We start from the raw sequence: 13,056 nt of genomic DNA on the forward strand, positions 1-13,056 counted from the left end.
CATGCGATATTTTCATTAACGAAAGGCTAGTTGATCATTTGCGAACTTGCAACGCTTTTGATGGCCGTTTGTATTCGCTTTTAGGCGTAGAAGAGCTTAAAAAAGGGGGTTTAGGGGTGAGTGAGCGGCTCACATTGCCCAGTAGACGCTGTGCAATGTGGCAGTGATGTTCGTTTGATTCGTTTTAGAACATGCGAGAGACATAAAAAAACCGGCCCGTGGTGGGCCGGTTGAGCGAGAGCTAAAGAGCCGTTTACTTAACGCTGGTCTCTGCCTGCGGAGATGCTTTGGCAGGTGCTGCGTTATGGTCGATCAGTGTCGACTTGTCGTTGGCAAACGCGTCGTAGGCAAAATCATCGACGGTCAGCATTTCCAGCACTTCAGCTTCGAATGTGCGCATAAAGGCGGCGTCTTCTTCGTTAATTAAGCCTTTTTCCAGTGCTGCTTCTACCCGTGCTTCGGGGTGAAGTGCCGTTTGCGGCAGCTCACCTTTGGCGTAGGCTTTGTTTACCGTGCGGTAAATAGCCTCCGCGCGGTCGTACTCTTTCAGCAGGGCGTTGTAGCGTGCCAGCGGGTTGGATTCAGTACCGTCGTCTTTGTCCCAGGTGTTGGTTAGCAGCTTGCTGCGTAGCGCACTTTGGGTAGAGACACGCTGTGCGATATCGCGGGCTAAGTCGTCGTGCGGCTTATTCCAACGACGGCCTGTGGGCATGACCACGACGTTGAGTACTTTACCCAGCGCACGGTTTGGCAGGTTGTCAAAAATCTCAACAAAGGCCTGTTCTGCGCGATTGAGCAGGAACTGCATGCTGTAATGTAGCAGGGCTTCTTCGCCTTCTACTTTATTGCCGGTGTGCCACTGCTTGAGCACCATAGAAGCAAGGTAGAGGTTGGAAAGAATATCGCCCAGGCGGGCCGACAGCATTTCGCGTTTTTTCAGCGTAGAGCCCAGGCTGGCCATCGCAGCATCCGCACACAGGCCGAAACCAGCGGAGAGGCGAGCGATATCTTGGGCATAACCGACAGCGGGGCCGCTAAAGGGAACGCTGGGTTTGCCTAGGCCAAACCCTAAGGTGAAGGCGCGTGCAGCGTTGCCAAAGATTAAGCCCGCATGGCCGAAGAAGGCTTTATCAAAGGCTTTTACATCGTTGGCGTCTTTGGCAGCCAGTTCTTCCAGCACATAAGGGTGGCAGCGAATCGCGCCCTGACCAAAGATCATCAGGTTGCGGGTCATGATGTTCGCGCCTTCCACAGTAATGGCTACCGGGTTCGCGCTATAGCCAATACCCAAGTAGTTGCGCGGGCCTAGGGTGACCGCCTTGCCGCCGTGTACGTCCATCGCATCGCTAAGCAGCACGCGCTGGAATTCGGTCAACTGGCTTTTCAGGATGGCAGAGGGTACCGCTGGCTTTTCGCCATGGTCGATCAGGTTAGCGGTTTGGTACACCGTGGCCGCCGAAATGTAGGCCAGTGACGCCATGCGAGCCAGGGGCTCTTGCACGCCTTCCATCTCTGCGACCGGTACGTTGAACTGACGACGCACGCGGGTGAAACCGCCGCTCCAGCCCAGCGCGTAACGCGCGGTACCTGTTGCGCCAGAAGGCAGCGTGATGCAGCGGCCAATCGAGAGACACTCCACCAGCATGCGCCAGCCTTGGCCGATCATATCCGGGCCACCGATAATAGTGTCCAGCGGTACGAACACGTCTTTACCCTTAATCGGGCCGTTCATAAACGGGCTGCCGATGGGGTGGTGACGACGGCCGATGTCCATGCCTTGGGTGTCGCGGGGGATCAGCGCTAGGGTAATGCCACGATCTTCTTCTTCGCCCAGCAGGTTTTCCGGGTCAAAGAGGCGGAATGCCAGGCCCACCACGGTGGCGATGGGTGCCAGAGTGATCCAGCGCTTCTCGAAGTTCAGGCGCACGCCCACGACTTCTTCGCCGTTAATGACCTGCTTACAGACCACGCCGGTATCCGGCAGGGAGGTCGCATCTGAGCCTGCGCGGGGGCCGGTGAGGCCAAAGCAGGGGATCTCGCGGCCATCGGCTAGGCGGGGCAGGTAGTGGTCTTTCTGCTCTTGAGTGCCGTACTTCAGCAGCAGTTCGCCTGGGCCGAGAGAGTTGGGTACGCCTACGGTTACCATCAGCGTTTCGTTAGCGGAGAGCTTCTGCAGCACCATCGACTGCGCTTTGGCAGAGAAGCCCAGGCCGCCGTACTCCTTCGGAATAATCATGCCGAAGAAGCCCTCTTTTTTCAGGAAGTCCCACAGCGCTTGCGGCAGGTCGGCGCGCTCACGGGCGATATCCCAGGCGTTGCACATGCCAGCGGCTTTTGAGCACTGGTTGTCTAAAAACGCCTGCTCTTCGTCACTCAAACCGTCGTCTTTAAAGTCGAGTAGCGATTGCCACTGTGGCTTACCAGAGAACAGTTCGCCATCCCAAGAAACGCTGCCTGCTTCCAGGGCAGTGCGCTCGGTCGCCGATACTTTGGGTGCCACTTTTTTGAAGGTGGCGAAAATGCGAGGGGTGAGCCACTTGCTGCGTAGCGCAGGAAGCCCCGCCACGGCGACAGCAGCAGCGCCAATCAACAGCAGGGTGCCGATAACGGGCGCGCCGAATACCACGCCTACTAAGCCCAATACGCCTAGTAGGGCAAGGGCAGGTGTTGCACCTGCCTCGCGGCGCATCACCACGAGCAGGCCTGCAATGGCCAGCACGATTAGTAATAAGGTGAGCATGGGGAAAATCTCCGTGAGTGGTTATTAATGAACGTATTTAAACGTATGTTTGAATATTCGCAGAGTCAGGATGCCTTGTGCAAGCATTTCACCGTTATACGTTCGCTCTATATCTTCCACTGTAGCGCAGTTAGGGCATAAAAAAACGCCATGGCACTCGGCCATGGCGTTTCAGAATCGCTGACTAGCGCTGATGGGTACTTAAGAGGCCTGTTTTGCCGGTGCACCGTTAGCCACGTAGTACTCAACGTTAGCCCGGGGCAGCGGCTCGTGGCCACGAATACGGTCGGCAATTTTTTCCGCCAGCATAATCGTGGGGGCATTTAAGTTGCCGGTGGGGATCACCGGGAACAGCGAGGCATCCACCACGCGCAGCCCTTCAAGCCCATGCACGCGGCCTTGGGCGTCGGTGACGGCCATCTCGCCTTCGCCCATGCGGCAGCTGCCGCAGGGGTGGTAGGCGGTTTCGGCGTGCTGTTTGACGAAGCTATCGAGCTCTTCATCACTTTGCACGTTAGGGCCAGGAGCAATTTCACGGCCCCGGTATTGATCAAACGCTGGTTGAGCGATGATCTCACGGGTTAAGCGAATGGCATCGCGAAATTCTTCCCAGTCTTTCTCTTTGGCCATGTAGTTGAACAGAATGCTCGGTGCCGCGTGGGGGTCTTTAGACGTCAGACGAATACGACCACGGCTTTCTGAACGCATGGAACCTACGTGGGCCTGGAAGCCGTGGGCCTGTACAGCGCTTTTGCCGTTGTAGCTGATAGCAATGGGCAGGAAGTGGTACTGCAGGTTCGGCCACTCCTCTTCATCACGGCTGCGAATAAAGCCACAGGACTCAAACTGATTGCTGGCACCCACGCCGGTGCCGTTAAACAGCCATTCGGCACCAATTTTCGGCTGGTTGTACCACTTCAGTGCCGGGTAGAGCGAAATAGGCTCTTTGCACTCGTACTGAATGTACATTTCCAGGTGGTCTTGCAGGTTTTCGCCGACGCCGGGTAGGTCGTGCACCACGGGAATGCCCAGCTCTTTCAGCCACTCTGCGTTGCCGACGCCTGAGCGCTGGAGAATTTGCGGTGAGGCAATTGCGCCGCCGCAGAGCAGCACTTCACGGCGTGCACGTGCTTGCTGGGGCTGGCCTTTCTGCTCGTAGCGTACGCCGACGGCGCGCTTACCATCGAACTCAATGACATCGGTGACGGCGTGAGTTTCGATGGTCAGGTTGCTGCGCTGTTTGGCAGTGTCCAGGTAGCCACGGGCGGTGGAGGCGCGGCGGCCCTTCGGCGTCACAAAGCGGTCCATGGGGCCGAAGCCTTCCTGCTGGTAGCCGTTGACGTCGTCGGTTTCCGGGTAGCCAGCTTGTTTGCCCGCTTCGATGAAAATGCGGTAAAGCGGGTTGTTACCTGCCTTGGGAGTGGTCACGCTGACCGGGCCATCGCCGCCGTGGAAGTCGTTCGGGCCGATATCGCGGGTTTCGCACTTCTTGAAGTAGGGCAGGCAGCTTTGGTAGTCCCACTCTTCTAAGCCGGGCTGTTTGGCCCAGTTGTCGTAATCCAGGGCATTGCCGCGGATGTAGCACATGCCGTTGATCAGTGATGAGCCGCCAAGACCCTTGCCACGGCCACACTCCATGCGACGGTTGTCCATGTGCGGTTCGGGGTCGGTTTCAAACGCCCAGTTATAGCGTTTGCCTTGCAGTGGGTAAGCCAGGGCCGCAGGCATTTGGGTGCGGAAATCGAAGCGGTAATCAGGGCCACCCGCTTCTAATAGTAGAACGCTAACATCGCTATCTTCGGTCAAGCGAGTGGCCAGTACATTACCCGCCGAGCCAGCACCAATAATAATGTAATCAAATTCACGTGGTTGAGGCATTCATGTTTCTCTTATCAAGAGGGTAATAAGCAGGCACAGATAGGCAGATTGAAAAGATGTCTACCTGTGCCGCCGTGTTTGAGAGTGTGGATTCAGTCGTTAAAACACTGACTCAAACGGGCCCATCTCGATCTGTACGGACTTGGTCTGGGTGTAGTGATTCAGCGTTTCCACCCCGTTTTCACGACCAATGCCGGACTCTTTGTAGCCACCGACCGGCATCTCAGAGGGAGATTCGCCCCAGGTGTTGATCCAGCAGATACCTGCTTCCAACTGGTGAATGACGCGGTGCGCGCGGTTCAGGCTTTCGCTGAACACGCCCGCGGCCAGGCCGTACTTGGTGTCGTTAGCGCGGCGGATCACTTCGTCTTCGTCATCAAAGGCGAGTACTGACATCACCGGGCCAAAGATCTCCTCTTTGACAACGCGCATCTCATCGGTGCAGTCGGTGAACACGGTGGGGGCTGCCCAGGCGCCTTTCGCCCATTCGCCGCTGTTCCACGCTTCGCCACCGGCCAGAACACGCGCGCCTTGCTCTTTACCAAGCGCAATGTAAGAGAGCACCTTTTCCTGATGCTCGAAGCTCACCAGCGGGCCAAAGTTGACGCTTGGATCCATCGGGTCGCCTGCTTTGATGCGCGCCACGCGCTCTACCAGCTTTGCCTCAAACGCTTCTTTGACGCTGCGCTCGACAAACACACGAGTGCCGTTAGTGCAGATTTGGCCGCTGGAGTAGAAGTTCGCCATCATGGCGGCATCCGCTGCGCGGTCGAGGTCGGCGTCTTCAAACACGATCAGTGGTGACTTGCCGCCCAGCTCCATCGTCACGTCTTTCAACGTGGAGCCGCCAGCCGCTGCCATAACCTTCTTGCCGGTGCCCACTTCACCGGTGAACGAGACTTTGGCAATGCCTTCGTGTTCGGTCAGCATGGCGCCCACGCGACCGTCGCCCTGAACGACGTTAAAGACGCCGTCCGGCAGGCCTGCTTCGGTGAAAATTTCGGCTAATTTAATGGCGGTTAGCGGGGTGACTTCACTGGGTTTGAATACAATCGCATTGCCAGCGGCGAGCGCCGGAGCGGCTTTCCAGCAAGCAATTTGAATCGGGTAGTTCCAGGCACCAATGGCGCCAATCACGCCCAGCGGCTCGCGGCGGGTGTAAACGAACGAGCTATCGCGCAGGGGGATTTGGCTGCCCTCAATCGCCGGGGCAAGGCCTGCGTAGTACTCCAGTGCATCGGCACCGGTCACGATATCGACGCTGGCAGTTTCGCTAATGGGCTTGCCGGTATTGCGCGTTTCTAGCTCAGCAAGCTCGTCGTTCCGCTCACGAAGCAGTGCTACGGCACGCAGCAGGATGCGTGAACGTTCCATGCCGGTCATGGCGGCCCATTCGCGCTGGCCACGCTGTGCTGCCTGAACGGCGTTGTCGACATCGGCTTGATTCGCTTGGCCAATGGTGGCTAGCAGGCTGCCATCGTAGGGGTTGGTAACAGTAAATGTTTCGCCGGAGGTGGCATCAACCGGGCGACCACCAATATAGAGAGGTTGTACGTCTTGAACGGCCATGTTGATCTCCTTAATGAACGTCGGCAGCGGATGCGTCTTGGTAACATCCATAATGTGTCAGTAACTGGTCGAGATAGGTGTGCGCAAGATGGCGTGCTTCTGCGGCATCCAGGCCTTCGGGGGTTAATGCACCGCGCAGCCACAAGCCATCGATCATGGCGGCTAAGCCGCGTGCGGCGTTGCGGGCATCCGCCCTAGGCATGACCCGCTGGAACTGATGGCAAAGGTTGGCGTAAAGACGACGGTCATTAACGTACTGAAGGCGTTGTAGCACCGGCTTGTGCATGCTGCTGGCCCAGAAGGCCAGCCACGTTTTAGCCGCCGGCCCCGTCACCTGTGTGCGATCGAAGTTGCCTTCGATAATTGCGCCAATGTGGGCGCGTGGTGAGTCATCTTCTAATGCATGACGACGTGCTGCGACGGCATCGCTAAGATCCGTCAAAATTTGCCGCATGGTGGCTTCGAGTAAGCCATCCTTGCCGCCAAAATAGTGGCTGATAATGCCTGCAGAAACCCCCGCGTGGCGGGCGATACGCATGACAGTCGCTTCGGCAAGGCCAACCTCATCAATGGCCGCCATCGTAGCCTTGATTAACTGCTGGCGGCGTATTGGTTCCATTCCCACCTTAGGCACAGCTATCTCCTAATGACGTTGAATGCCCATTGGCTCCTCGCCTTGAAAAGCAGGAGTAGGCATGGTTACCTGAATATAATGGCATTTTTTTATTGAACGTTCAATCAATAAAAGTGTGTCTGCTGGTTTCTTACTCCTGCATCGACCGTTTGCAGAGGGCGTATCAATACAACAGACAACGAGGGAAATATGTATGCAACAGCTATCTAAACGTCGTTTAAGTGCTCTATTCGTCACTGCTTTTTTACCGGTGACGGCCTTCGCGAGTGAATGTAGTAGCGTACGTTTTGCTGAGGTGGGCTGGACCGATATTACGGCGACCACGGCGCTGGCGAGTGAAGTGCTGGAAGCGCTGGGCTACGAGCCCCGCGTGGATACTGTCTCGGTGCCCATCGCTTATGCAGGGATGCGCAATAATGATTTTGATGTGTTTTTGGGTAATTGGATGCCATCGATGGCATCGATCAGCGATCCGTACATTGAGCGTGGTGAAGTAGAGCGTTTGGTCGCGAATCTCGAAGGGGCGAAGTACACCCTCGCCGTGCCGCAGTATGTGTATGACGCTGGCGTGACCTCCGTTAATGATTTAGCCGAGCACGCAGATCAGTTTGAGCAGCGCATTCACGGTATTGAAGCAGGGAACGACGGTAACGAGCTCATTGAGCAAATGATCGACGATAACGCCTATGGGTTAGGTGACTGGCAGGTGGTCGATTCCAGCGAGGCGGGTATGTTGGCCGAACTCCGCGCGCGGGTGCCGAATGAAACGTGGATGGTGTTTCTGGGGTGGGAGCCGCATCCGATGAACAGTAACTTTGAGATGGCCTATCTCTCTGACGCGGATGATTATTTCGGCCCCAACCTTGGTGGGGCGACGGTTTACACCAATACTCGCGCCGGGTTTGTGGAGTCCTGCCCCAATGTGGTGGAACTGCTCAACAATATGACGTTTACGTTGGAAATGGAAAACCAATTAATGAGCGCCATTATGGATGAAGGCGTTGAGCCGCGTGAGGCGGCGCGCACGTATCTCAATGATAACCCTGAGATCCTTGAGGCTTGGTTAGAGGGTGTGACAACGCGTGAAGGCGAAGAAGCACTGCCTGTTGTAAAAGCAGCGCTGTAAGCTCGGTTGAGCTGAGTGAGGTATGCAATAAAAAAGGTAGGCCGTTTCGGCTTGCCTTTTTTCACTCATATAGGCATAATCTGCACCCGCTGATGTCGAAAAGGCTACGTAGCTCAGCTGGTTAGAGCACATCACTCATAATGATGGGGTCCCCTGTTCAAATCAGGGCGTAGCCACCAATCAGCGCAAGTATGCAGTTCAACAGCATACAACTATGGTGGCCCCTTAGGTCCTCCCGCAACGCTAAACTGCGAACCCCGCCAGGCCCGGAAGGGAGCAACGGTAGTGGTGGCTGCGTGTGCCGGGATGTGGCTTTTGGGGCCGCCTCCATTTCTGCCTCCCCCTTTTTATTATTGATGCCACTGTGCGTTGATGTATCAACTTGCGCGCTATTTCCCATCACGGTAATTAACGAATATTTTTTACTTGGGACAACGGTATGAAAACGTTACTGCGTTGGGCAGTCGGTACTATTGCGCTATTGCTGCTACTCCTGGCGGGGCCAGTGTGGATATTGGCCAGCAACCAAGTGATTACCGATGGCCACTGGTCAAACCTGGATCGCTCATCCGCGGGCTTAGCGCCTCATCCAGACCAGACGCAAGAAGCAGTGGTGCAAGTGTATGCCGCCCGTGCTTACAGCTGGCGGGGAGCCTTTGGCGTACATATATGGATCGCGACCAAGGCGGAAGGTGCCCTGGAGTATCAGTTGCATCAAGTACTGAGCTGGCGGCGTCCTACGGTTGTTTCCTCTATTGATACGCCTGATCGTGCTTGGTTTGGGCATCCGCCTGAGCTGCTAGCCGATTATCGAGGTGCTGAAGCCGCTGAGTTGATCCCCCGCATACAAGACGCCGTGGCTCGCTACCCGCAAGCGGATATATATCGCGTTTGGCCGGGGCCTAATAGCAATAGTTTTATTGCCTGGGTGATACGCGAAGTCGAAGGGTTTGAAGTTGCGCTACCGACTACGGCGGTAGGTAAAGATTATCTCTTTAATGGCGTGGTTGCCCCCACCCCTAGCGGCACGGGGTATCAGCTCTCGTTAGGCGGTGTATTTGGCGTCATGCTGGCGCTTGAGGAAGGAATAGAGGTCAACCTGTTGGGCATGAGTGCAGGGCTCGACGTCATGCGGCCTGCGTTGAAGTTGCCTGGTATCGGTCGATTAGGAATGCCCGCGCGCGTGGCGGGCAGTGGAGATTAGCCTTTGGTAACTTGCGCATTTTTCAGTGTGTAGTCCAATGCTTCAGCAAAACCATCGTTAATTGCAATGCCATAACGTTGTTGAAGGGCCTTAGCACGTCCCGCAAATGCTCCCGACCCTAGCACGATGGCCGTAGAGTGGATTCGTATCGCTTCTTTAATGGCCTCGTGTAAGCGTGTTTCGGCGCGCTCCGTTTGTGCAGCGGTGTCAGCCACTCCCATGCCGGTGGCAACCACGCGGCAGCGTTCGGCTACGCCATAAGCACTGCTTAGCGCTTCTATGGTAGGCACCGCTTCATCAAACGTCGTGATGACGGTAAATAAACCGCCCGACGCCGCCGCGTGGCGGATGCCCGCTTCCGCTAAGCTGATGACTGGCGCCTGAGTCAGCGCCCGCGCTTGTGCAATGGCGATATCATCAAAGCAGGCCATGATATAGCCAGCAAATCCTTCTGCTTTACGTTGTTCAATCAGCGCCAATACGTGTTGGGTTGCGTCTGCTTTATGCTGATCAGTTTCGATAGCCGTGGGGCCTTGCGCAGGGCTGGTCACTTCTGTGACCACGTCTACGGGGGCGAGCCGATGGATCAGTGTTTGAATGCTGTGGGTGACGTGGCGATTTGTGTTGGGATTAATAATTAATACACGCGGTGTGTTTGCAAGTGAGTGTTGAGGGTTCATTAGCGTCCCGCCAGTAGGTCGGGAAGCCACATCACGATGCTCGGCCATACCATGATCGCGAGGGTAAACAGCGCCATGATGGCGACAAACGGCATGGAGCCCCAAATAACGTCATTAAAGCTGCCGCCGTCTTTGCGCACGCCCTGAACCACAAAGAGATTCATGCCGACCGGTGGGGTAATCAGCGCAATTTCACACATCAACACGATAAAAATACCAAACCAGATTGGATCAATGCCCACTGCCATGACCATGGGAACCGTAATGGGGACGGTCAGTACCAGCATCGACATGGCATCCATGAAGGTGCCCAGTATCACGTAAAACACCAGCAGCACCAGGAGCAGGCCGACAGCGCTTAAGCCAAACGACGCCACCCACTGGGTGAGTGCCTGAGTGACGCCTAACATCGAGATGGTGACATTAAGCAGCAAGGCGCACATCAACACGATAATCACCATGCCCGACGTTTTGGCCGCTTGCAGTGAGCAGTGAATGAGCAGATCCAGGCTCATTTTTCCCCCGCCGATAATAAACGCTAACGCGATGACCACTCCGATAGCCGCAGACTCCGTAGGCGTCGCTAAGCCGCCGTAAATGCTGCCCATCACAACACCAAAAATCACTACAGGGGGAATCAGGTGTTTAGAAAGTGCGAGTTTCTCTTTTACAGGCACATCGACGTCAACGATCGATGCGTTTCCCGCCTTGCCATGAGCGATAAACAGGTACACCGAGAACAGTAGCGCCAGGGCAATTCCCGGGACTAAGCCTGCCGCAAACAGTTGGCTAACCGACGTGTTGGCCAATTGACCATAGACCAGCAGGTTAATGCTGGGCGGAATCAGGATGCCCAGCGTGCCGCCTGCAGCTAAAGAGCCGAGTGACGGGCGTATTGGGTAGCGGTACTCCTGAAGGGCGGGAAGGGCAATAGTACCCACCGTGGCAGCAGTAGCGACCGATGAGCCAGAGGTCGCAGAAAAAAGCGTGCAGGTGGCAATGTTGGTATGCAGTAAGCCGCCGGGTAGCTTGTTAAACCACACGGCTAATGCGGCATACATACGGTCGGCGATGCCGCCGCGAAGTAGCAGCTCCCCCAGTAGCATAAACAGCGGTATGGCAAGCATAGAGGGGCTGTTGAGGCTGCTCCACACCACGCCACCCATCATATCCACCAAGGGGGTGCCATACATGAGATAGCCGCCTAATACCCCAACAAAGAGAATGGCCACTGCCACCGGTATGCTCAGCAGCATGAGTGCGAGCATGACCAAAAAAGCGACGATAATCAGTGGAATGCTCATGGTTTGCCTCCTTCACGCTGCTCTAGGTCAGACAGTTCAGCCTCCAGCTCATCGGTTGCCGAGCTTGGCCCAAACTGCTGATTCAGCGTTTTCCAATCACGTTTTAACAGCAGAAGTAACGCCTTAACGGAGAGCAGCGCAGCCGCGAGGCTAAACGCTAGCATGGCCACTAGCCAGACCGTTTGGGGGTATATCAGCGGCGTCGCCCAGGGGGTTTGAGCGATGGAGCGATACATCTGCGTATCAAGTACGGTTTGCACCGTGAAGTAGAGCAAAAAGGCCGCTAACAGCCCCATGGAGAGGGCTGCCAGTGCATTGAGCACCGCTTGGGTGCGGGTGGTAAGACGCATATGCAGCAAGTTGATGCGAATATGCGACTGCTCCACCATCGCTACGCAAAACGCTAGCGGTGCCGCAATGGCGATGGCGTAGCCCCCCAGTTCATCCACGCCGCCCAATGACAGCGAGAAGAACTTGCGGATCAGAGTTTCCAGAGTGATCAATAAGGCCAGCAGTAGCATGACGCTGCCAAACATGATCCCTAGAACGCGAGAGTAGGTTGTCATCTTCCTTTCCTCGCGCCTTAAAGGCCTAGCTGTGCGCCAACGGTGTCACGCCAAGCGGCTTCGCAGTCGGCGGCCACTGCGTTGCACTGGGTTGCCCAAAGAGGCAGCGATACTTCCTCAACGGCCGCGGTGACCGTGGCTAAATCAGTCTCTGAAACAGCCACTTCCGTCAGCGAGTAGGAGGTTCCAAACTCGCAGGGCGTTTCGCCGGCATTGCAGCGCATGGCATCTTCATAGAGCGCTTCGGAGTATTCCCAAATATCGTTACTGAGTGTGGTGATGGCGTCTTCAAGCTGGGTTTGCTGTTCGGTGGTTAAACGATTCCACGTGTTCATGTTGATGGCGTAGCCATTGATCGCTAACTGCAGTGCAATGGGTAAGACGGTGCTGGTGGCTTCGGGCCAGCCGCCAGAGTTTGCTGAAGCGGGGCCTGTAATGGCGCAGTCCACAACGCCGCGGGAAAGCGCTTGCTGAACATCACCAAAAGGCATGGAAATGCCGGTGGCACCTAGCTCGCCAACGAAGTTGGCGGCACTTTGGTCGCCGACCCGAACGCGCAACCCTTGAAGGTCATCTAGGCCAGTAATCTGATCGCTGCAGAAAATCACCTGTGGGCCTGCGGGCCATACGCCCAACAGTTTGGCGTTAAAGCGTTCTTGAAGGCGTGAGTCGACATAATCATAAAAAGCCATCACGTTATTGCGCCCGGCCTCAAAGCTGGTGTTCAGGCCAATCAGGTCTAGGCCGAGGATGGAGGGTTCGTCTCGACTTACCTGCGGGCCGCGCAGCGACACAATGTCAAAGAGTCCTGAATTCAGCACGCGCAGACCATCCGTGTCAGGGATGCCCGCCACATCAACAGGAATATACTGAACGGCCACATCTAGGCCGCTATTTTCAGACAGTGCTTCAAAGAAAGGCTGCTCTTTATTTTGTGCAATCAGTCCAGAGCCTGCCGGTTGGCCAAGCACCTTGAGCGATAGCGGTGCTGCTTGGGCGCTGGATTCGATAAGAGCGGTTGAGATGGCGGTGATGAGTGCGGTGCGCTTTAACATGATGGTTTCCTATGGATGTCTTACCACGAACGCTGGGCGACGCAGTGGAGTGTCGAGGAGGTAATGGCACGGCGGGTGCAAGTAGCCTGCTTGGTATGTAGATCCATATTTCATGCCACAATCAATAAGAAACTGTAGTTTCATATTGTAATCAAGCGATTACTTTATTTAGCGACGCAAAAAGCGGATTCAGCCGGTGCCGGAATTGCACATTAACTGTGCGTCATGCGCGTGTTTTGCGCCATTTAGGTGCTCAGCGTGTAGAGGAGGAGAGTAGGGCAGGCTGGAAAGAGGCAAGGG

General features: G+C 55.8%; 10 protein-coding genes, 1 tRNA gene and 1 other RNA gene. 4 read left to right on the forward strand and 8 right to left on the reverse strand.

What is annotated here, in order from left to right; genetic code table 11:
• Positions 1-253 precede the first annotated feature (253 nt).
• From IEW65_RS05865 to betI, 4 genes are all read right to left on the reverse strand, one after another.
• Positions 254-2,740: an acyl-CoA dehydrogenase gene (locus tag IEW65_RS05865; protein ID WP_188638554.1), complete on the reverse strand. Its 2,487-nt coding sequence runs from the start codon at positions 2,738-2,740 to the stop codon at positions 254-256.
• A gap of 201 nt (positions 2,741-2,941) precedes the next feature.
• Positions 2,942-4,618 carry a choline dehydrogenase gene (gene betA / locus IEW65_RS05870; RefSeq protein ID WP_188638555.1) on the reverse strand — a complete coding sequence of 559 codons (1,677 nt, stop codon included), beginning with the start codon at positions 4,616-4,618 and terminating at the stop codon, positions 2,942-2,944.
• A gap of 99 nt (positions 4,619-4,717) precedes the next feature.
• The gene (gene betB / locus IEW65_RS05875; protein WP_188638556.1) at positions 4,718-6,187 is read right to left on the reverse strand and encodes a betaine-aldehyde dehydrogenase; all 1,470 of its coding nucleotides are present in this window, start codon (positions 6,185-6,187) and stop codon (positions 4,718-4,720) included.
• Between the two features lie 10 nt (positions 6,188-6,197).
• Positions 6,198-6,806 (reverse strand): transcriptional regulator BetI, encoded by a 609-nt coding sequence (gene betI / locus IEW65_RS05880; RefSeq protein ID WP_422822605.1) that lies wholly within the window; start codon positions 6,804-6,806, stop codon positions 6,198-6,200.
• A gap of 208 nt (positions 6,807-7,014) precedes the next feature.
• Here betI and IEW65_RS05885 point away from each other — a divergent pair, with 208 nt between their 5' ends.
• From IEW65_RS05885 to IEW65_RS05900, 4 genes are all read left to right on the forward strand, one after another.
• Positions 7,015-7,947: a choline ABC transporter substrate-binding protein gene (locus IEW65_RS05885; protein ID WP_188638558.1), complete on the forward strand. Its 933-nt coding sequence runs from the start codon at positions 7,015-7,017 to the stop codon at positions 7,945-7,947.
• A 102-nt stretch (positions 7,948-8,049) separates the two neighbouring features.
• A tRNA-Met gene (locus IEW65_RS05890) sits at positions 8,050-8,126 on the forward strand.
• Positions 8,127-8,171: 45 nt separating this feature from the next.
• An RNA gene (gene ffs, locus IEW65_RS05895) (signal recognition particle sRNA small type) lies at positions 8,172-8,268 on the forward strand.
• A gap of 118 nt (positions 8,269-8,386) precedes the next feature.
• Positions 8,387-9,151: a DUF3750 domain-containing protein gene (locus tag IEW65_RS05900; RefSeq protein WP_188638559.1), complete on the forward strand. Its 765-nt coding sequence runs from the start codon at positions 8,387-8,389 to the stop codon at positions 9,149-9,151.
• Here IEW65_RS05900 and IEW65_RS05905 read toward each other — a convergent pair.
• From IEW65_RS05905 to IEW65_RS05920, 4 genes are read right to left on the reverse strand one after another with little or no spacing between them, the layout of a single operon-like run.
• Positions 9,148-9,831: an aspartate/glutamate racemase family protein gene (locus IEW65_RS05905; protein ID WP_188638560.1), complete on the reverse strand. Its 684-nt coding sequence runs from the start codon at positions 9,829-9,831 to the stop codon at positions 9,148-9,150. The two genes, IEW65_RS05900 and IEW65_RS05905, sit on opposite strands and share 4 nt — an antisense overlap.
• Positions 9,831-11,135, reverse strand: a complete 1,305-nt coding sequence (locus IEW65_RS05910; protein WP_188638561.1) for a TRAP transporter large permease — start codon at positions 11,133-11,135, stop codon at positions 9,831-9,833. The genes IEW65_RS05905 and IEW65_RS05910 overlap by 1 nt, the downstream gene beginning before the upstream one ends.
• Positions 11,132-11,701: a TRAP transporter small permease subunit gene (locus IEW65_RS05915; RefSeq protein WP_188638562.1), complete on the reverse strand. Its 570-nt coding sequence runs from the start codon at positions 11,699-11,701 to the stop codon at positions 11,132-11,134. Before IEW65_RS05915 ends, IEW65_RS05910 begins: the two co-directional genes overlap by 4 nt.
• Before the next feature lie 17 nt (positions 11,702-11,718).
• Entirely contained in the window at positions 11,719-12,756 is a 1,038-nt protein-coding gene (locus IEW65_RS05920; RefSeq protein WP_188638563.1) for a TRAP transporter substrate-binding protein, read from the reverse strand.
• Between the last annotated feature and the right edge of the window lie 300 nt (positions 12,757-13,056).

The sequence above is a fragment of the Vreelandella lutescens genome (assembly GCF_014640815.1).
GTDB classification, from domain to species: domain Bacteria; phylum Pseudomonadota; class Gammaproteobacteria; order Pseudomonadales; family Halomonadaceae; genus Vreelandella; species Vreelandella lutescens.

Bases quoted from the DNA above. Each gene is read 5' to 3' on its own strand.
- IEW65_RS05865 (WP_188638554.1), bottom strand. From the start codon at position 2,740: ATGCTCACCTTATTACTAATCGTGCTGGCCATTGCAGGCCTGCTCGTG.
- IEW65_RS05905 (WP_188638560.1), bottom strand. From the start codon at position 9,831: ATGAACCCTCAACACTCACTTGCAAACACACCGCGTGTATTAATTATT.
- betI (WP_422822605.1), bottom strand. From the start codon at position 6,806: ATGGAACCAATACGCCGCCAGCAGTTAATCAAGGCTACGATGGCGGCC.
- betB (WP_188638556.1), bottom strand. From the start codon at position 6,187: ATGGCCGTTCAAGACGTACAACCTCTCTATATTGGTGGTCGCCCGGTT.
- IEW65_RS05885 (WP_188638558.1), top strand. From the start codon at position 7,015: ATGCAACAGCTATCTAAACGTCGTTTAAGTGCTCTATTCGTCACTGCT.
- IEW65_RS05915 (WP_188638562.1), bottom strand. From the start codon at position 11,701: ATGACAACCTACTCTCGCGTTCTAGGGATCATGTTTGGCAGCGTCATG.
- IEW65_RS05910 (WP_188638561.1), bottom strand. From the start codon at position 11,135: ATGAGCATTCCACTGATTATCGTCGCTTTTTTGGTCATGCTCGCACTC.
- IEW65_RS05900 (WP_188638559.1), top strand. From the start codon at position 8,387: ATGAAAACGTTACTGCGTTGGGCAGTCGGTACTATTGCGCTATTGCTG.
- IEW65_RS05920 (WP_188638563.1), bottom strand. From the start codon at position 12,756: ATGTTAAAGCGCACCGCACTCATCACCGCCATCTCAACCGCTCTTATC.
- betA (WP_188638555.1), bottom strand. From the start codon at position 4,618: ATGCCTCAACCACGTGAATTTGATTACATTATTATTGGTGCTGGCTCG.